Annotated in this window: 16 protein-coding genes; 9 read left to right on the top strand and 7 right to left on the bottom strand. The window is 63.6% G+C overall.

All coding sequences use genetic code 11. The features are described from left to right. Nucleotides 1–80: 80 nt before the first annotated feature. Nucleotides 81–647, bottom strand: a complete 567-nt coding sequence (locus UNPA324_RS05210; protein WP_128919806.1) for a YciE/YciF ferroxidase family protein — start codon at nucleotides 645–647, stop codon at nucleotides 81–83. A 141-nt stretch (nucleotides 648–788) separates the two neighbouring features. Here UNPA324_RS05210 and UNPA324_RS05205 point away from each other — a divergent pair, with 141 nt between their 5' ends. The 6 genes from UNPA324_RS05205 to UNPA324_RS05175 all read left to right on the top strand — a co-directional run bounded on the left by UNPA324_RS05205 (nucleotide 789) and on the right by UNPA324_RS05175 (nucleotide 8,202). Further along, nucleotides 789–1,415, top strand: a complete 627-nt coding sequence (locus tag UNPA324_RS05205) for a MarC family protein (RefSeq protein ID WP_128919807.1) — start codon at nucleotides 789–791, stop codon at nucleotides 1,413–1,415. Between the two features lie 157 nt (nucleotides 1,416–1,572). Beyond that, nucleotides 1,573–2,226, top strand: coding sequence for an L-fuculose-phosphate aldolase (locus UNPA324_RS05200; RefSeq protein WP_181769297.1), 654 nt, complete (start codon nucleotides 1,573–1,575; stop codon nucleotides 2,224–2,226). 12 nt (nucleotides 2,227–2,238) lie between these two features. Next, nucleotides 2,239–4,026 (top strand): chloride channel protein, encoded by a 1,788-nt coding sequence (locus UNPA324_RS05195; RefSeq protein ID WP_128919808.1) that lies wholly within the window; start codon nucleotides 2,239–2,241, stop codon nucleotides 4,024–4,026. 185 nt (nucleotides 4,027–4,211) lie between these two features. Beyond that, nucleotides 4,212–4,616 carry a hypothetical protein gene (locus tag UNPA324_RS05190; RefSeq protein WP_128919809.1) on the top strand — a complete coding sequence of 135 codons (405 nt, stop codon included), beginning with the start codon at nucleotides 4,212–4,214 and terminating at the stop codon, nucleotides 4,614–4,616. A gap of 1,044 nt (nucleotides 4,617–5,660) precedes the next feature. Beyond that, entirely contained in the window at nucleotides 5,661–7,382 is a 1,722-nt protein-coding gene (gene ilvD, locus UNPA324_RS05180; RefSeq protein WP_141933824.1) for a dihydroxy-acid dehydratase, read from the top strand. Next, nucleotides 7,369–8,202 carry a tetratricopeptide repeat protein gene (locus UNPA324_RS05175; RefSeq protein ID WP_128919410.1) on the top strand — a complete coding sequence of 278 codons (834 nt, stop codon included), beginning with the start codon at nucleotides 7,369–7,371 and terminating at the stop codon, nucleotides 8,200–8,202. Before ilvD ends, UNPA324_RS05175 begins: the two co-directional genes overlap by 14 nt. A gap of 54 nt (nucleotides 8,203–8,256) precedes the next feature. On the opposite strand, the gene xth is transcribed toward UNPA324_RS05175, so the two are convergent. Then, entirely contained in the window at nucleotides 8,257–9,054 is a 798-nt protein-coding gene (gene xth, locus UNPA324_RS05170) for an exodeoxyribonuclease III (RefSeq protein ID WP_128919411.1), read from the bottom strand. 135 nt (nucleotides 9,055–9,189) lie between these two features. On the opposite strand from xth, the gene UNPA324_RS05165 reads away from it, so the two are divergent. Beyond that, nucleotides 9,190–11,547 carry a hybrid sensor histidine kinase/response regulator gene (locus UNPA324_RS05165; protein WP_246667119.1) on the top strand — a complete coding sequence of 786 codons (2,358 nt, stop codon included), beginning with the start codon at nucleotides 9,190–9,192 and terminating at the stop codon, nucleotides 11,545–11,547. 44 nt (nucleotides 11,548–11,591) lie between these two features. Here the strand turns inward: UNPA324_RS05165 and UNPA324_RS05160 are convergent, their stop codons facing one another. Both UNPA324_RS05160 and UNPA324_RS05155 read right to left on the bottom strand, forming a co-directional pair. Then, nucleotides 11,592–12,593 carry a hypothetical protein gene (locus UNPA324_RS05160; RefSeq protein ID WP_141933822.1) on the bottom strand — a complete coding sequence of 334 codons (1,002 nt, stop codon included), beginning with the start codon at nucleotides 12,591–12,593 and terminating at the stop codon, nucleotides 11,592–11,594. A gap of 578 nt (nucleotides 12,594–13,171) precedes the next feature. Continuing rightward, nucleotides 13,172–13,519, bottom strand: a complete 348-nt coding sequence (locus tag UNPA324_RS05155) for a hypothetical protein (RefSeq protein WP_245471877.1) — start codon at nucleotides 13,517–13,519, stop codon at nucleotides 13,172–13,174. Nucleotides 13,520–13,844: 325 nt separating this feature from the next. On the opposite strand from UNPA324_RS05155, the gene UNPA324_RS05150 reads away from it, so the two are divergent. Continuing rightward, the gene (locus UNPA324_RS05150; RefSeq protein WP_128919413.1) at nucleotides 13,845–14,129 is read left to right on the top strand and encodes a GYD domain-containing protein; all 285 of its coding nucleotides are present in this window, start codon (nucleotides 13,845–13,847) and stop codon (nucleotides 14,127–14,129) included. 107 nt (nucleotides 14,130–14,236) lie between these two features. Here the strand turns inward: UNPA324_RS05150 and UNPA324_RS05145 are convergent, their stop codons facing one another. The 3 genes from UNPA324_RS05145 to erpA all read right to left on the bottom strand — a co-directional run bounded on the left by UNPA324_RS05145 (nucleotide 14,237) and on the right by erpA (nucleotide 16,415). Beyond that, complete coding sequence (locus UNPA324_RS05145; RefSeq protein ID WP_128919414.1) at nucleotides 14,237–15,145, bottom strand: division plane positioning ATPase MipZ; 909 nt, start codon at nucleotides 15,143–15,145, stop codon at nucleotides 14,237–14,239. Between the two features lie 283 nt (nucleotides 15,146–15,428). Further along, complete coding sequence (locus UNPA324_RS05140; RefSeq protein WP_141933821.1) at nucleotides 15,429–15,986, bottom strand: PHD finger domain-containing protein; 558 nt, start codon at nucleotides 15,984–15,986, stop codon at nucleotides 15,429–15,431. A 99-nt stretch (nucleotides 15,987–16,085) separates the two neighbouring features. Beyond that, nucleotides 16,086–16,415, bottom strand: coding sequence for an iron-sulfur cluster insertion protein ErpA (erpA, locus tag UNPA324_RS05135; RefSeq protein ID WP_097662372.1), 330 nt, complete (start codon nucleotides 16,413–16,415; stop codon nucleotides 16,086–16,088). Between the two features lie 135 nt (nucleotides 16,416–16,550). Between erpA and UNPA324_RS05130 the strand changes: the two genes are divergently transcribed. Then, nucleotides 16,551–17,747: a deoxyguanosinetriphosphate triphosphohydrolase gene (locus UNPA324_RS05130; protein WP_246667118.1), complete on the top strand. Its 1,197-nt coding sequence runs from the start codon at nucleotides 16,551–16,553 to the stop codon at nucleotides 17,745–17,747.

The following is a 17,747-nucleotide window of genomic DNA, read 5'->3' as shown; positions in this document are numbered from 1 at the left end:
GGAGCCCTTGCAGTCAAACGCATTGGCGCCGCGGACATGTTCCCGCGGCGCCGTCGGCAACATTCAGGCCACGCACGGCATCAGGCTGCGGCGCGGTACTCGTCTTCCGCTTCGAGGTTGATCACAGACGTCGCGAGCTCGGTCAGCGTGTGGTCGGTCGCCTCTTCCTCGTCGAGCGTCGCCTGAAGCAGCCTTGCCGCGTCCTGCATGCCGAGCTCCTCGGCCCAGGTGCGCAAGGTGCCGTAGCGGGAGATCTCGTAGTGCTCGACCGCCTGGGCGGCCGCGAGCAGTCCGGCATCGAGCGCCGGTGCTCCCTTGAACTCCTTCATGATCTCGGCGCCCTCGTCGGTGATGCCGTTGATCGCCTCGCAGGGCTTGCCGCGTGCGGGCTTGCCCAGCATCTTGAAGATCTGGTCCAGCCGCTTGACCTGGCCCTGGGTCTCGCGCAGGTGCTTGTTGAAGGCGGCCGTCAGATCCTTCGATTGCGCCGCCTTGGCCATCTTCGGCAGGGTCTTGATGATCTTGTTCTCGGCGAAATAGATGTCCTTCAGCGTCGCCAGAAACAGGTCGCTCAGCATCTTCGGCGCCTGACGCGGCCGGCGCGAAGCGGTCTTCTTGGTTGCGCGTTTCTTCGCTCGTTTAGCCATATGTCCTCCTCTTGAGGTGACACGGGAAGGCGTCGCCTTCCGCAATCCTCAGGCGATCAAGACTCTTCGAAAGCAAATGTTCCTCGCGAAGGCCGCCGCGAGCCGCTAAGGCTTGCTGCCTGAGCCACGCCCGAGACGCCCATGCTTGATTTCTCCCTGTCCGCTTTCGTGACGCTGCTGCTGGTGGTCGATCCGGTCGGCCTTGCACCGGCCTTTCTGGCCGCCACCGGAGGCATGCCCGACAAGGTCAAGCGGACGATCGCGTTGCGAGCGCCGCTGATCGCGGCCTCGATCCTGGTGATGATCGCGCTGGTCGGAAACTGGCTGCTCCGCCAGCTCGGGATCGGCATTCCCGCCTTCCAGATCGCCGGCGGACTGCTGCTGTTCGGCGTGTCCTACCAGATGATCTTCGGCGATCGTCCGCATCGCGAGGCCCGCGAGGCCGACAAGGCAACAGCGGAGCACGCCTCAGATGTCGCGGTGTTTCCCCTGGCCATCCCCATGATGGCCGGCCCGGGGGCGATTGCAACCACGCTGCTCCTTTCGGGCGACGCCGGCCATGGGGCAAGGCTCGCGATCATCATCGCCGTCGTCCTCTCGGTCTGCCTGCTTTGCATGCTGTGCTTCGTCTCAGCTCACCTGATCGCGCGCACCCTCGGACGCACCGGGAATGCCGTGCTCTCGCGCGTTCTCGGCATGCTGCTCGCCGCCTATTCCGTGCAGTTCGTGATCAACGGGATTGCGGCCGTCCGGAGCAGCCTGTCATAGGGCTGCGACAATCCGTGAATCCATTGGTTTTGCCGTCCGTTTCGTGGTTTTGCAGGAAAGGCGCCATGGCGGCACCCGATCCGGGCCGCTTTCGCTTGCACTGCCATGTTGCTTTGACGTACTTCCGGTCTAACAAGTCCATCGTCGGGAAAACGGGATGTCGGTGACAGCAGACGAGCTCGCCAAGAGACAGGCCATCATCGACGCCTGCCGGCGCATGAACGCGCTCGGCATCAACCAGGGCACCTCGGGCAATATCTCTGTCCGGCATGTGGACGGGCTTTTGGTCACGCCGACCAGCGTGCCATATGAGGCCATGACCCCGGACCAGATCGTCTTCATGACCATGGACGGCGCACATGCGCCCGATCAGAAGCCGTCGAGCGAATGGCGGTTTCACCGCGACATCCTGAAGTCGCGGCCCGATGTCAACGCCGTCGTGCACGCCCATCCGACCTATTGCACCATCCTGGCGATCATGGGCATGGAGATTCCACCGGTGCACTACATGATCGCGGCGGCCGGCGGCGACAGCATCCGCTGCGCGCCTTATGCGACGTTCGGAACCGCGGAATTGTCCGAGCATGCGGTGCGGGCGCTGGAGGGCCGGCTTGCGTGCCTGCTCGACCATCACGGCATGATCGCGATCGGCAAGACACTGGACAAGGCGATGTGGCTCGCCGTCGAGGTCGAGACGCTGGCGCGGCAATATCACGGCTGTCTCCAGATCGGACAACCGCCGCTGCTCTCCGGCGACGAGATCGAGCGGGTCCGCCAGCGCATGGCCGGCTACGGCCTGTCGGAAGGGTAGGGCAGGCAGAAAGTGTTCGTGCGGATCAGGCATATCGTCGATCGCAAGGGAACGAACCGGACCATGGTTCGGCTGCGCGCCCTCTTGCGCAGCAACGAGTTCTACCTGATCCCGCTGGCGCTGGTGATTGGCACGCTGGCCGGGGCGACCGTGACGCTGATGGCCGAGATCGCGCAGATCGCCCATGTGGTGATCTACGGCATCCCCATCGACGTGCGCCTCTCGTCCAACGCCTATGTGAGCCCGTGGGCGGCACTGATCGCGCCTGCGCTCGGCGGGCTGGCGCTCGGCATCATGGAATGGTCGCGGCGGCGCATGAAGATTTCGAGCGCGGTCGACCCGATCGAGGCGAACGCGCTGCGCGGCGGCAATCTGTCGATGCGCGACAGCGTGGTGGTGTCGAGCCAGACGCTGATCTCCAACGGCTGCGGCGCCTCGGTCGGCCTCGAGGCGGGCTATACCCAGATCGGCTCGGGGATCGCTTCGCTGCTCGGCAAGTTCTTCAATCTGCGCCGCAACGATCTGCGCCTGATGGTCGGTTGCGGCGCTGCCGCGGCGATCGCGGCGGCGTTCGGCGCGCCGATCACCGGCGCCTTCTATGCCTGCGAGCTGATCGTTGGCGTCTATTCGGTCGGCAGCGCGGCCCCCATCCTGGCAGCCTCGCTCGCCGGCGCGTTGACCGCGCAATGGCTCGGCGGCGCGCCTTATTCGCTGGAGATCCCCAAGGTCAGCGCCGTCGGCGTCGAGCAATATCTGGCACTGATCGGGCTCGCGCTCGTCACCAGCGGCGTCGGCATCGCCGTGATGCGCTCCTCGCCGACGTTCGAGCGCCTGTTCGCCTGGATGCCGGTCTGGCTGCGTCCGGTGATCGGCGGTCTCATCGTCGGCGGTTTCGCGATCGTCACACCCCAGGTCCTGGCGGCCGGCCACGGCGCCATGGTGCTCGATCTCTTTCACGAGATGGCGATCGGCATGATCGCGCTGATCATCGCCCTGAAGGTGACGGCGTGCCTGATCTCGCTGGCCTCGGGCTTCCGCGGTGGCCTGTTCTTCGCCTCGCTGTTCGTCGGCAGCCTGATCGGGAAGTTCTTCGCCGAGCTGCTGGAGCTGATCAGTCCGAACTTCGTGATCGACCCGCTGGTGGCGATGCTGACGGGCATGGCGACGCTCGGCGTCGCCATCGTCGGCGGCCCGCTGACCATGTCGTTCCTGGTGCTCGAGATGACCCGCAATGTCGACGTCACCGCCGTGGTGCTGGCCGGCTGCATCGTCACCTCGATCTGCGTCCGCTTCATGTTCGGCCATTCCTTCTCGACCTGGCGCCTGCATCTGCGCGGCGAGACCATCCGCAGCGCCAACGACGTCGGCTGGCTGCGCAATCTCACCGTGGAGCGCCTGATGCGCTCCGACGTCGGCAAGGTGCCCTCGACCACGACGATCGCCGCCGTCCGCCGCGAGTTCGTGCTGGGCTCGCGGCCCGGCGTCGTCATCGTCAACAATGCGGACGAATATGTCGGCCTCGTCCTGTTGCCCGATTTGTTCTCCAACGACCTCGACACCATCGCCGACGAAATCCAGGTGATCGAGCTGGCTCGCCTCATCGACATCGTGTTGATTCCGGAAATGAACGTGAAGTCGGCGATGGCGGTGTTCGACGAGGCCGAAGCCGAAATGCTGGCGGTGGTGGATTCCACCGACAGCCGCAAGGTGGTCGGCTTTCTCACCGAAAACTTCGCCCGCCGCCGCTATGTCGAGGAGATCGACAAGGCGACGCGGGGTGTGCTGGGCGCGCTGTCGTAAGCGACTTCTAACGGCGCAGCTGTTCATGATCCGCTCAGGTTGGAGGGTGCAAGCTGGATCCGGCCGTTCGGTTTACAATCGTTCAAAGCGTGGCAGATTGCCGCGATCAGGAAACCATTTCAGTGGTTTGCGCATTAAACGTGGTTTGCATATCTCTACGTTGCGCGAGAACATGGGAGGTCAAAATGACTGCTAGACCGATGATTTCTGCAGCCGGCCGCAACCTGGTGCTGGCCGCGTTCGCATGCCTGGCAATGGTCGCAACCTCCACATCGCCCTCGGCTGCGGCGTCCCTAGGGCCGGCTGAGGCGCTGTCTGCAAGGCCGGTCACGGCAGGGCAGGGCTCGTCCGACGTCACCGATTTCAGCGCAGCCCGGCGTCGCCATTACTATCGACGCGGGCCGAACGCCGCCGGTCTCGCCTTCATGGGCCTTGCGGCGGGGGTGATCGGCGGTGCGATCGCCGAGAGCCGGCGTCAGGAATATTACGAGAACCGCTATTATTACGGCCCGCGTCCTTACTACGGTCCCGGCTATTACGGCGGCAGCCCCTATTATTACGATCCGGGCTACCGTTACGTGCCGTACTGAGCGATCTTTTTCGACGCTGCCCGGATTTGATTGCGCGCGAAGGGCGGTGCTTTGTGCCGCCCTTTTTTAGTGCGCTGGTACGTTCGTAGCCCGGATGAGCAAAGCGACATCCGGGGCCTTTGTGCTTGCCGCGCCAAATCCCGGCTATCGCTTCGCTCACCCGGGCTACGGCACCTTGCCTGTGTCGCGCTCTGTCAATCCGCTTCGCCAAAAATATTCCAATTTACCGAAATTCGGATTTGCTGCCGTGCGGTTCCTTCTGCGTGCGCTCCGGGCGATCCAGTATTCCAGAGGCGCCAGCGATAGGGCCGAGAGGCCGCGGCGTACTGGATTCCCCGCCTTCGCGGGGAATGACAGCGTCACTTGGAGAAGCAAGCTGACGCCTCAAACGCCGTCATTGCGAGAAGCCCTTGCGACGAAGCAATCCAGAATCCCTCCGCGGAAGGATTCTGGATTGCTTCCGCCTTTGCCAAGGCTTCGGCGGACAAGTCGCTTCGCTCGCAATGACGAGCAGGAGAAAGCGCGCGGCCACTCTCCGCTCCCGTGCCCCGAACGCAGCGGGGCGCTTCTTCAGCGGTGCGCTGCAGAGCCGGGGCCCATTCTTGCAGCGCGCCGGGCCGCTCCTGGGTCCCGGCTCTGCGCAGCAACGCCAAGAGGCGTTGCGGCGTGTCCGGGACACGAGAGTGCGGCAGAGGTGCCGACTCACTTGCGTGCCTCTCGTCAGTAAGCGCGAAGCCGGGCGCGCCCCTCGCATTGTGAAATCAAAGGTTGTGGAACGTCATCTTCGCGAGGTATCAAAGTAAGGTGCCCCGTGTCTTCCCGGTAACGATTGTGCCGTCTACGCAACACTCGGTTCCGATTTAACCGTCATCACCGGCGGTTCGCATCACCGCCGCTTTTTGGCCACACCCAAACATGAATAAAATCGCTCACATGTTTTAAGGGCAGCGGCGGTCCTCGACGTCACGGAAATCCCAAGGTCGATTCAAATCTTGGCTCTGATTTTTCGGGTCTGAAAGGGTTGACCGGGGAAACTGGTTTGCGATGGGCGCGAAGATTGACAAGCAGAGGCTGCCGAGCCGTCACGTGACGGAAGGCCCTGCGCGCGCGCCGCACCGGTCTTATTTTTATGCCATGGGTCTGACCACCGAGCAGATCCACCAGCCCTTTGTCGGCGTCGCCTCCTGCTGGAACGAGGCCGCTCCCTGCAACATCGCGCTGATGCGCCAGGCCCAGGCGGTGAAGAAGGGCGTGGCGTCGGCTGGCGGCACCCCGCGCGAATTCTGCACCATCACCGTGACCGACGGCATCGCCATGGGGCATGACGGCATGCGCTCCTCGCTGCCGTCGCGCGAATGCATCGCCGACTCGGTCGAGCTCACCGTTCGCGGCCATGCCTATGACGCCCTGGTCGGGCTCGCCGGCTGCGACAAGTCGCTGCCCGGCATGATGATGGCGATGGTTCGTCTCAACGTGCCCTCGATCTTCATCTATGGCGGCTCGATCCTGCCCGGCACTTTCCGCGGACAGCAGGTCACCGTGCAGGACATGTTCGAGGCCGTCGGCAAGCACTCGGTCGGTGCCATGTCGGACGAGGACCTCGACGAGATCGAGCGCGTGGCGTGCCCCTCGGCGGGCGCCTGCGGCGCGCAATTCACCGCCAACACCATGGCGACCGTCTCCGAGGCGATTGGCCTTGCCCTGCCTTACTCGGCTGGTGCGCCGGCGCCGTATGAAATCCGCGACGCCTTCTGCATGACCGCGGGCGAGAAGGTCATGGACTTGATCGCGTCCAACATCCGGCCGCGCGACATCGTCACCCGCAAGGCACTGGAGAATGCGGCTGCCGTGGTCGCAGCCTCCGGCGGCTCGACCAATGCTGCGCTGCACCTGCCGGCGATCGCGCATGAGTGCGGCATCAAGTTCGACTTATTCGACGTCGCCGAAATCTTCAAAAAGACACCATATGTCGCGGATTTGAAGCCGGGCGGCCGTTATGTCGCCAAAGACATGTTTGAAGTAGGTGGCATACCGCTTCTGATGAAGACGCTGCTCGACAACGGCTTCCTGCACGGTGATTGCCTTACCGTCACGGGCCGCACGATCGCCGAAAACCTCAAGAGCGTGAAGTGGAATCCGCACCAGGACGTGGTGCACCCGGCAGACAAGCCCATCACCGTGACAGGCGGTGTGGTCGGTCTGAAGGGCAATTTGGCGCCAGAAGGTGCGATCGTGAAAGTCGCGGGAATGTCCAACCTCAGGTTCACCGGTCCGGCCAGGTGCTTCGACCGTGAGGAGGATGCTTTCGAGGCGGTCCAGAACCGCACCTACCGCGAAGGCGAAGTCATCGTGATCCGCTACGAGGGGCCGAAGGGCGGCCCCGGCATGCGGGAAATGCTCCAGACTACCGCGGCGCTGACCGGCCAGGGCATGGGCGGCAAGATCGCGCTCATCACCGACGGCCGCTTCTCCGGCGCCACCCGCGGCTTCTGTATCGGCCATGTCGGGCCGGAAGCCGCCATTGGCGGCCCGATCGGGCTGCTCGCGGACGGCGACATCATCGAGATCGACGCAGTCGCCGGTACCCTTAACGTAAAATTGAGCGACGCCGAGCTCGCCCAGCGCAAGACCAAATGGAGCGCTCGCGCGACTAACCACACGTCGGGTGCGCTCTGGAAATATGCTCAGCAGGTTGGACCAGCGGTCGGGGGGGCAGTGACCCATCCGGGCGGCGCGCACGAGAAACAGTGCTATGCGGACATCTAGGCGTGCCATAGTTGCGTTTGTGTTGGGGGCCGCTGCGCTGGCCGCGCCGGCGCTTGCCTTCGACGGCGCTCCGGTCAACCCGAAGGACGCGGCCATCCCGGTCGTGACCACCCTGCCGGGGACCGCGGCGACCGTGCGCGGCAAGATCGCGCCGGCGGCCGTGCCTCAGGAGACCTCGCTCAGTGCGCTGCAATATGCCGCCGAGGGTGGCCACCCCATCGCGCAGTGGAAGCTTGGCCGCATGTACGCCAACGGCGACGGCGTCGCCCAGGACGATCTGCGCGCCTTCGAGTATTTCAGCCGGATCGCCAACGCGCATGCCGAGGACAGCCCGTCTGCGCCGCAGGCACAGATCGTGGCCAACGCCTTCGTCGAGCTCGGCCGTTACTATCTCAGCGGCATCCCGAACTCGAAGATCAAGTCGGATCCGGAGCGGGCGCGGGAGATGTTCTCCTATGCGGCGTCCTACTTCGGCAATGCCGACGCGCAATACGATCTCGCCCGGCTGTACCTGAAGACCCCGGACGCCTCGCGTGAGGATTTCCGCTATGGCGCGCGCTGGCTCGGTCTTGCCGCGCAGAAAGGCCAGCACGAGGCGCAGGCGCTCCTTGGCCAGATGCTGTTCAACGGCGACCGTCTGCCGCGACAGGCCGCCCGCGGTCTGATGTGGCTGACCCTGGCGCGTGACAGCGCCAGCACGGAAGAGACCTGGATCAAGGAAAGCTACAACCGCGCCTTCGCCAAGGCCTCCGACGACGACCGCGCCATGGCCCTGCAATTGCTGGAGCAGTGGGTGCAGGGCGCCGGCAATAGGCGCTAAACGCAGGCACTGTAAGGTGGGCAAAGCGCAGCGTGCCCACCAGTTCGGCGTAGGCTAGGCAGCCTCCAGATCGAGATCCGCCCACACCGGGACGTGATCCGATGGCTTCTCCCAGCCGCGCACATAGCTGTCGATTCCGACATTGGCGAGCTTGTCGCTGGCCTGCGGCGACAGCAGCAGATGGTCGATCCGCAGACCCTGGTTCTTCTGCCAGGCGCCGGCCTGGTAGTCCCAGAAGGTGTACAGCCCGCCCTCGTCGGTGACGGCCCGCAAGGCGTCGGTCAGGCCGAGGCCGAGCAGGGACTGAAAGCTCTCCCGCGTCTCGGGCTTGAACAGGGCGTCCTCGGTCCAGGCGGCCGGATTGTGCACGTCGCGGGCATGCGGGATGACGTTGAAGTCGCCTGCGAGGATCAGCGGCTCCTCGGTCTTGAGGCGCTCCTTCGAATAGTCAAGAAGCCGGGACATCCATTTGAGCTTGTAGGGATATTTGTCCGTCCCGACCGGATTGCCGTTGGGCAGATAGAGGCAGGCGATGCGCAGCACGCCGGACTTCAGCGTCACCACGCCTTCGAGGAAGCGGGCGTGAGCATCCTCGTCGTCGCCGGCGAGCCCCGACTTGGTCTCGTCGAAGCGGAGCTTCGAGAGCAGGGCGACGCCGTTGAAGGTCTTCTGGCCGTGCGTCACCACGTTGTAGCCGAGGGCCTCGATCTCCAGCCGCGGAAAGGCCTCGTCGACGCATTTGATTTCCTGGAGGCAGACGATGTCCGGCTGGCACTCCTTCAGCCAGGTCAGCAGCAGGTCAATCCGCTGCCGGACCGAGTTTACGTTCCAGGTGGCTACTCTGATGGTCATGTCGGCGGGGCTCCGGGCAGGGGCCATGGTTAGAACAAACTGCAAACGCGCCCGTCAAGGATGCCGCAAAATCTCCCACAAAATTAACCCGGCTTAAGCAGGCGGCAGGCCATTGATCGTCAAAAGGTTCCTCGGATGGGATGGCCGGACAAGTCGATGGAGCGAACTGAGCCGCGTGACGGCCTGATCGGCGCGTTCCTGTATTGGCTCGGCGGCTTCGAGATCGAGGACGGCCTGACCGCCGGTCTCAGCGAGCGCGAGATCCGCCGTATCCGCGCCAAGCAGATCGACGCCGTGACGCAGCTGATCCCGGTGACGATGGCGGTGACGATGCTCAACGTCGCCATCGTGCTGATCCTGTTCTGGGGCCGGGGCTGGAACGACTTCCTCGCGATCTGGGGCCTGACGCTCGCCACCACCGCCTCACTCGCGGTGCGCGCATGGCGGAGGTCGCATCAGAACCCGCCGCAGGAGGCCTCACCCCGCGCCGCGCGGCAGATGCTGCGGCAGGCGGCCTTCCTCGCCGCGATCTGGGGCGCGCTGCCGCTCGCTCTGTTCAGCCGCATCGAGCCGACCAGCCAGCTGATCCTGGCCTGCCTGATGGTCGGGATGATGTCGGGCGGCGCTTTCATGCTGTCGACGTTCCCGCGCGCCGGCCTCGTCTATCTCGCCACCATGACGGTCGCCTGCGCCGGCGCGCTGCTGCTCTGCGGCACCGGGCCCTATCTGGTGACGGCGGTGCTCCTGCTGCTGTTCGCATTTTTCATGGCGCGCAACATCGTCTCGCAGGGCAATCTGTTCCTCGGCAATCTCAAGGCCCAGCTCGAGCTCGAGCGGCAGACCGAGATCATCTCGCTGCTGCTGAAGGACTTTCAGGAGAACGCCAGCGACTGGCTGTGGCAGACCGATGCCGAAGGGCGTCTGGTCGACGTGCCCGACCGCTTCGCCGACGTCGCGCAGGTGCCGCTGCCTCTGCTGAAGGGATCGTATTTCGCCGACGTGCTCGACATGCTCTGCCCCGAGGACGAGAGCGCAGCCTACAACGTCGTTGGTCTGATGGAGCAGAACGAGCCGCTGCACGAGATGAGCCTCAAGGTCGTCGCCGGCGGCGAGGCGCGGCTGTGGTCGCTGACGGCCAAGCCCGCCTATGACCGCGAGGGACAATTCCTCGGCTATCGCGGCTTCGGGCGCGACGTGACCGAGCGCTGGCGCGCGGAAAAGGCCGAGGCCGAGAGCCGCGCCAAGTCGGACTTCCTGGCGGTGATGAGCCACGAGATCCGCACGCCCATGAATGGTGTGCTCGGGCTTGCCAGCATGCTGCTCGAAACCAAGCTCGATCAGGAGCAGCGCGAGGCCGTCACCACGATCCGCGAATCCGGCGACAACCTCCAGCGCATCCTCAACGACATCCTCGACCTGTCCAAGCTCGAGGCCGGACGCTTTCAGTTCGAGGCGATTGATTTCGCCCCGCAGACCTTGGTCGAGACTGTCGCAAACGTCGCGCGCGCGAGCGCCAAGAGCAAGGAATTGGCAATCAAGGTCGAGCTCGATCCAAACTTGCCGCCGACGCTGCGCGGCGACGCCGCGCGCATCCGCCAGGTGCTGCTCAACCTCGCATCGAACGCGGTGAAGTTCACCGATGAAGGCGAGGTGACGATCTCTGCGACCTGCCAGACCCGCCGCGACCTGCTGGCGACCGTCGAATGGACGGTCACCGACAGCGGCATCGGTATCGCCCCCGAAAAGCTCGGCCAGCTTTTCAGCGACTTCGCGCAGGCCGATGCCTCGATCAGCCGCCGCTTCGGCGGCACTGGCCTCGGGCTTGCGATCAGCAGGCGCATCATCGAACAGATGGGCGGCACCATCGGCGTCACCTCGACGCCGGGCGAGGGCTCGGCCTTCCGTTTCACGCTGGTGCTGCCCTGGAGCCAGGCGCAGGCATCCGACCAGGCATCCGGTCGCGACGAGGCCGACGAGCTCAAGGGCCGTATTGCCGGCCTCGATCGGCCGTTAAAGGTGCTGGTCGCAGAGGACGATGCGGTCAACCGCATGGTCGTGAGCAAGATGTTAGGGGCCTTCGATGTCGAGCTCTGTGTCGTCACTGACGGTGTCGAGGCCGTCGCGGCGATCTCCGAGGGCGACTATGATGTCGTGCTGATGGACGTGCGCATGCCCGATATGGACGGGCTTGCCGCCACGAGGGCGATCCGTGCCGCGGGTGGTGCCTTCGCTGTACTCCCGATCATCGCGCTGACCGCCAACGCTTTCCCGGAAGATGTCCAGATCTGCCGCGAGGCGGGCATGTCCGACTTCCTGGCAAAGCCCTTGCGCAAACCGGCCCTGGCCGCCGCCCTGCTGCGTGCGCTGGATGACATGGCAGCAAGCGGTGCACCCCTCCAACCGGAGCAGGAGCCGCCCGCCGCGCGGGTGCTGCAATCAGCATTTGGGCATCCGGGGGATGTCCTCGGCTGTCCGGTGGAATCCGATTCGTGATTGCTGTGCGCACATTGGCCGCGCCGTGATGCAAGCCGTGTTCCTCACTTCCCGCCGAGGGCGAGCAACCTTTTCACATACTTCGACGCGTCGCTGCCCATTTGGTAGAAGTCGTCAACTGCCGCCGCGAAGATATTGTCTGCTTTGAAGTAAGCTAAGGCGTCCTTGAAAAGCGTCGCCTTGTCAGCGCGCCCCTTCTTGTCAGCTCCGCCGAACTTGAGATTGCTGCTGGCCCGATAAGTGGGGGTGGCTTCGATACGTTTCACCAGATTGGCATAAGCTTCGGTCCAGGCCCTATCCATTCGCGCGGCGCTTCCGTCGAGGATCAACTCTTTGGCCGCTGTTTGCTCGGCCTTGTACTCCAAAAAGCTATAGTCGGGATTCGCACCGAGCGCGGCAACGGCACCCGCGATATATGCGTCAGCTTCAATGAACTTGACCGTGGAGTCGAGGTTCCGCCAATCTTGGATCGCGTGCGTGACTTCATGCACGATCATCTCGGCGCGAGCCGCAGGCGCCGCTCCCTTATACAAAACTATGCGATTGAGATCACCGCGGTAGTTGCCGAGCCGCGTGAGCAGCAGTGCCGCGTCTGCCTCGAAGACCCGGATCTTTCCGGCGTATATGAGCCCTCGGATCGCATTGTAGAGATCAGGGGCGTATGTCATTCCTGTTCCTGGACTGGTGAAATGGATCTTGCCGACATTCGCCATTCCCAGCGCGGCGTCGATTGGTTGCAAGTCGTCGCGCGTGATCAGCGGCTTCGCCGAGCCCGCGAAGAAAATATCATTGTCGTAGGCGGCGATGATGGCCGTGACCATAAAAATCCTGGCCTCGGTGTTCAATCCTTCGGTGTGGAACACCATTGCCAGAGCCTGTGCCTGACTTGCCGTGACCTTTTTGGTTAGCAGAACCGGAATAACGATCGCTTCGACCGCTTTCTCTCCAACTCTCGCGCTGAGCCTTCCTCCCGTCGCACGTTTCCAACGATCCGCTATGCCCCGATCGAGGCTCGCGAGTTTCGTAAAGAATTCGCGGTCGTCCAACGCAAATCTCCCGGGATGTCGGCTCAAGGCATGAGACGCACCGAACTTCACGCAGGCTCGATGACTAAGGCGCGCGTCGCTAAGTAGTTTAACCCGACCAAGTGGCTATGGCGTCATTCGATCGGAGGATGGGGCCGACGTGTTCGTGCGCATCAGCGCAGTTGGCAAGGTGGGCCACGCCGGAGAGCGGGCTCCACGATCGAACGTGTGACCGGGGCGCGCTAGAGGTGCGCGATGCCTATCTTCGTCGCTTCAAGAATGGACTGCGCCGTGGCTGAATCTCCGTCAGCCATTGTCGCCCAACCTCACATTCGAGTTTCTGACCGGCCGGATTGTCGCGCCAGATGCCCAAGAGCGCTCCGCCGCAGATTCCATCCCGCGCATCAGGCTCGCGTCAACGGCATGCGCGTTCGCCGATACGTGCTGAATGGCGCCGCTGATCGGATTCGAACTTTCTGGATCGCGGTGACAACGCACTTAACTGAGGCTTCCGAGCCTGAATGCACCGTCACCGTAAGTTCTGATCGGAGCACCCGTAGAGCTTACTCGGCTTCCGTAGCAGTTAACCGAGGTTAGCTTCAAATTTGGTTGCTTGCTGCGACCAGCAAGAGCGTGGCGCCAATCGCGATCATCGCGAGGCCGGGCCAATTCGATTTGATGCCAAAGCCGCCAGCGAGCCTGTCAGGTTCCAACGGGTCACTGGGTAGGCCGGCGCGATGTGGCCTTCTACCACCTGGTCGGCCTCCCCAGATTGTCTGAAGCGTGATGTACAGCACGCCGCCGACAACCAGGAACGCGCCAAGCAATATTTGTATCACGCCCGTCTCCTGCATCGGTGAATGGCCCGAGAGGCTGTTTTCCGCCGAGAGCGCCGGTCCCTTCTGGTTGATTGCTAATTCAACGTCCGACCGGTGCTTTCGTGCCATATGTCCCAGTCCGAGTTCCAATCGGCCTAAAGACGGGCAGCCCCCTGATGGCTTTTCGTTCCCGTATTCCGAAGTGGCGCGCTGCGGCCGATGAAAATGGGCACCACTCTTTCGTTGTGGCGCCATGATGTTGTGGCCGGGGACACGATCCGGTCACCAACGCGCGGCCAGCCTTCGATTTTGCACCACGCGTCATCGGGCGATCTCCTCTCAGGCCCGGCTCCGATAAGCGCCCCGCCAGGGAACGGCATGTACGCGGTTCGCGGGACGGCGTATAATCGTGGGGGCCTTCCCGCAGGGCGGTCAAGATGACGTGGAGGTGACCATGAAATATGTGCTGCTTGGTAATCTGAGCCCGGAGTGGGCAAGCAAGCAGTCGGAGCGGATTGGCAAGGCCAAGGCAAAGCTCGACAAGCTGGGCATCAAGATCGAATCGATCCACTACACGCAGGGCTACTACGATTTCATCGACATCGTTGAAGCCCCGAATTCGGAGGCGATGCTCGCATTCTCGGTCTGGTACTCGACCCACGGTCTGGGGCGGATCCAAACTATGCCGGCCTTCGACGCAAAGACCTTCGAAACCGCGATCAAACACGCCGCCGGCTAAGTGCCGCGTGGTGGCTCACAATTGTCGCGTCACGCAAGCGTGCGACCTCGCTCACGTGAACGGCATGCTTCGGCTCGCGCTTTGAGACATTCCCGCCGGACGATAACTCAATCAACCAGCACATCATCGAAGTCGAGTGGCGCGCCTGCCGACGCAAACCACTCTTTTCGGGCGGCGGCCCTGCGGCGGACACGCTCAGTGATCGGCAGGTTCAGGAGGCCGATCAGATCGCGCACCTCTTGTTGGGCCAAACGGTGTGACTGTCCTGGTTTGGTGCCGAGGGTCGCTTCGTCCAGCGCATCGAGGGCCGTGAGGCCGGAGAGGAAAAGCTGGCGATACACGATGCGCTCGGCACAGCCTTGAATATCTCTGAGCCCCAGCCTTATGCCGAGTTCGGCAATGTTGGGATACGGCAGTCGGCCGCGCGCCGAGCGATTACGGAGGACGACCCAATCGGTCTGGCATTGATCGAACTGGCGCCGATACCTGCGAGCTTCGCACACCATCTCAGCGTAGTGACCAGTTCCCGTCATCTCGTGCGTGATGGGGTCGACCAAGGCCAGCGTGCCGAAATCAAGAAAACTATCAGTGACGGGCGTCACCAGCGTATCGGCTACCAAGTGAGCAAGGCGCATCAGATAAGTGTCAGTCGAGGGGGTATCGATCACGACGAAATCGACGGACTTTTTGGTATTGGAAACAGCCGCCTCGAAGGCGGCGAGTTCCTCGACTTCGTTGTCCTCCAGGTTCGTGCCCTCGGCGCGCCGGACCAAGCGGTGCAACGGCAGTTCTAGTTCGATCCGCCGATGCCAGGCCCAGATGCGCCGGTTTTCAATGTAGCGCGTTAGAGCTCCCTGATTGCTATCGAGATCGATCGTCCCGACCCGGTGGCCCCCTTTCAGAAGTGCGACGGCCAGATGCATGGCCATCGTTGTCTTCCCCGAGCCACCCTTCTCATTGCCGATGACGATGACATACGGCGATCCTGCCCCTGCGATTGGTGGCGCGTGCAGCATCGCAGGCCTTCTAGGTACTGGATTCCTCTACGGTGCTAATGCGGTTGACCCACGCCCGGTTCCAAGCCGACGTCGTTGCCGTTTGCAGACGTCGCCAACCCAGAAATCCGCGCAGCAACGGCTCGAGGTCGCGGACGCCGTTGACGAACCGGTGAAAGCGCCGTCGCGAGCTCGCGCCGACGCCGTCGCTGAAGGTCTCCGAATGGCGCGCCACGGCCGATGAAGATGGGCACTACTGCTTCGCCGTGCTTGCCCTATGGGATGCACGAAGGCTCTGCCGGCATCATCGCGCATCGGCCAAGGCCTTCGGCTCGACCAGCAGGCCTTGCCGTTCATAACGGCCGCGGGTCTTGCTGAAGCGCACGACGACGGCATATCGGGGACTCCTTGCCTTCAGGCGTCGCGTCAGCAAGGCATCGCCCGCCGGCAGAAATTCGAGATCGTCGAGGCCAACGCAGCGCAGGCATGCCGGGCCGGGACTGTCCATCATCAGGAGGTCGCCGGTGCCGCCACACCGATGGCATGTCCACTCCGCGTTCAATGGCCGGATAGCCACCAACTCCGGGGCTCGGCTTTGCTTCGCCGACAGACGCTCACGCTTCTTTTCGGAAAGCGCAGGTGAGACCCAATGGGTGCGATATGACTCCTCGATCGCCGGATCTCCGCTACGGCTGAAACGCAGGGTCTGGCGATGCGGCGTGCGTGCGACATATTCCGTCCGGCTGCCGAGCAATCCTTGCGCGGCCGACCAGGACCGGAAGAGCCGCAGCGCTTCGGAGATTCGCGGCACGTCGACGACTTCCTCCAGGCATTGGACTTGCCCGCGGCGCCAATGCTCCACCGCTTCAGGGTCAAGCCAGCCAATCCCGACAAGGATGTCGATGGCGCGCCGGCTTGCCGGCTACTGTGCATGGGGTTGTTCTTCAGATTTTGAGTCGGATTAGATCGAGAAGCTGGTGCCGCAGCCGCAGGACGCGGTCGCGTTGGGATTGTTGACGCGGAACGAGGCGCCGATCAGGTCGTCGACGAAGTCGACCTGTGAACCCGCCAGGAACGGCTGGGAGGCGGAATCGACCAGCACCACCGCATTGTCCTGCTCGATCACGAGATCGTCGTCGGTGCGGGCACGGTCGATATCGAACTTGTACTGGAAACCGGAGCAGCCGCCGCCCTCGACCGAGATGCGCAGCATCGCGCCGGCGCCTTCGCCCTTGAGGATCTCGCCAATCCGGCGTGCGGCGCGGTCACTGATGGTCACGTCGGTCGTCATGGCTCGTCTCCGATAGTCCTGCGGTCATACCAAATTCATTTGCCCATTTCATTTGGTATCCCGCGTCCGGCATAGTTAAGTGCAAGGATACGCAGAATCAAATGGATAGGGACTAAATTCGTCGTGTCCGTCGGAATGGCAGCCCCCCGCGCGCCCTATGCCTGCGATCCCGATCGCAGCCGCGGCCGGCTGGTCGCCGAGCCGCCGAGCCGGACCCGCAGCCCGTTCCGGCGGGATTGCGACCGGGTGATCCATTCCACCGCGTTCCGCCGCCTCAAGTACAAGACCCAGGTGTTCGTGTTCCACGAGGGCGACCACTACCGCACAAGGCTGACCCATTCGCTGGAGGTGGCGCAGATCGCCAGGGCCTTGGCACGGCAGCTTGGGCTGGACGAGGACCTCACCGAGACCTTGGCGCTCGCCCACGATCTCGGTCATCCCCCGTTCGGCCATGCCGGCGAGCGGGCGCTGGATGCCTGCTTGAAGGAGTTTGGCGGTTTCGACCACAACGCCCAGACGCTCCGCGTCGTCGCTGCGCTGGAGCACCGCTATCCCGAGTTCGACGGTCTGAATCTGACCTGGGAGTCGCTGGAGGGCATCGTCAAGCACAATGGCCCGCTCGCCGACCGCAGCGGCGCGCCGGTCGGGCGCTATCGCGAACACGGCATTCCCGTCGGCATCGCCGACTACATCAAGACCTACGACCTCGAATTGTGGAGCTTCGCCTCGCTGGAGGCACAGGTCGCCGCCATCGCCGACGACATCGCCTATGACGCCCACGACATTGACGATGGCCTGCGCGCCGGCCTGTTCCATCTCGACGACCTCAAGGTGATGCCGCTCACGGCTGAGATCATCGCCGAGACCTCTGCGCATTATCCTCACCTCGAAGACCTCAGGCGCGGCGCCGAGCTGGTGCGCGAGCTGATCTCGCACCTGATCGGCGCGGTGTTCGCGGAGGCGCAGAAGAACCTCGCCGCGGTGAGGCCGCAATCGGCCCAGGACGTGCGCCGGCAGAACCGGGCCCTGGTCGCGTTCCCGGCAGAGGTCGCGGAGGAAGAGGCTGCCATCAAGGCCTTCCTCTATCAGCACATGTACCGCCACAAGCGGGTGATGCGGGTGATGGGGGAGGCGGAGCAGATCCTGTTCGACCTGTTCGCGAAATACCTGCAATCCCCTGGCGAGCTGCCGCCGGAATGGCTGCTCGGGGCGGAGGCGGACAACGAGGGCGACCGGGCCCGCCGGATCGGCAATTTCATTGCCGGAATGACCGACCGTTTCGCCCTGACCGAGCACCAACGGCTCTTTGACTCGACCCCGGATTTGCGTTAG

The organism is Bradyrhizobium sp. UNPA324 (genome assembly GCF_006658635.1).
In the GTDB taxonomy this organism is placed as follows: Bacteria; Pseudomonadota; Alphaproteobacteria; order Rhizobiales; family Xanthobacteraceae; genus Bradyrhizobium; species Bradyrhizobium nanningense.
Note: the sequence above shows the minus strand (reverse complement) of the source record. Positions and strands in the feature narration are given on the sequence as shown.

What these genes read in the sequence shown, in the direction of transcription:
- xth (WP_128919411.1), bottom strand. Translation starts at nt 9,054, where the DNA reads ATGACCATCAGAGTAGCCACCTGGAACGTAAACTCGGTCCGGCAGCGG.
- UNPA324_RS05150 (WP_128919413.1), top strand. Translation starts at nt 13,845, where the DNA reads ATGAAATATGTGCTGCTTGGTAATCTGAGCCCGGAGTGGGCAAGCAAG.
- UNPA324_RS05145 (WP_128919414.1), bottom strand. Translation starts at nt 15,145, where the DNA reads ATGCTGCACGCGCCACCAATCGCAGGGGCAGGATCGCCGTATGTCATC.
- UNPA324_RS05175 (WP_128919410.1), top strand. Translation starts at nt 7,369, where the DNA reads ATGCGGACATCTAGGCGTGCCATAGTTGCGTTTGTGTTGGGGGCCGCT.
- UNPA324_RS05130 (WP_246667118.1), top strand. Translation starts at nt 16,551, where the DNA reads ATGGCAGCCCCCCGCGCGCCCTATGCCTGCGATCCCGATCGCAGCCGC.
- ilvD (WP_141933824.1), top strand. Translation starts at nt 5,661, where the DNA reads ATGGGCGCGAAGATTGACAAGCAGAGGCTGCCGAGCCGTCACGTGACG.
- UNPA324_RS05210 (WP_128919806.1), bottom strand. Translation starts at nt 647, where the DNA reads ATGGCTAAACGAGCGAAGAAACGCGCAACCAAGAAGACCGCTTCGCGC.
- UNPA324_RS05190 (WP_128919809.1), top strand. Translation starts at nt 4,212, where the DNA reads ATGACTGCTAGACCGATGATTTCTGCAGCCGGCCGCAACCTGGTGCTG.
- erpA (WP_097662372.1), bottom strand. Translation starts at nt 16,415, where the DNA reads ATGACGACCGACGTGACCATCAGTGACCGCGCCGCACGCCGGATTGGC.
- UNPA324_RS05165 (WP_246667119.1), top strand. Translation starts at nt 9,190, where the DNA reads ATGGGATGGCCGGACAAGTCGATGGAGCGAACTGAGCCGCGTGACGGC.
- UNPA324_RS05205 (WP_128919807.1), top strand. Translation starts at nt 789, where the DNA reads ATGCTTGATTTCTCCCTGTCCGCTTTCGTGACGCTGCTGCTGGTGGTC.
- UNPA324_RS05200 (WP_181769297.1), top strand. Translation starts at nt 1,573, where the DNA reads ATGTCGGTGACAGCAGACGAGCTCGCCAAGAGACAGGCCATCATCGAC.
- UNPA324_RS05155 (WP_245471877.1), bottom strand. Translation starts at nt 13,519, where the DNA reads ATGGCACGAAAGCACCGGTCGGACGTTGAATTAGCAATCAACCAGAAG.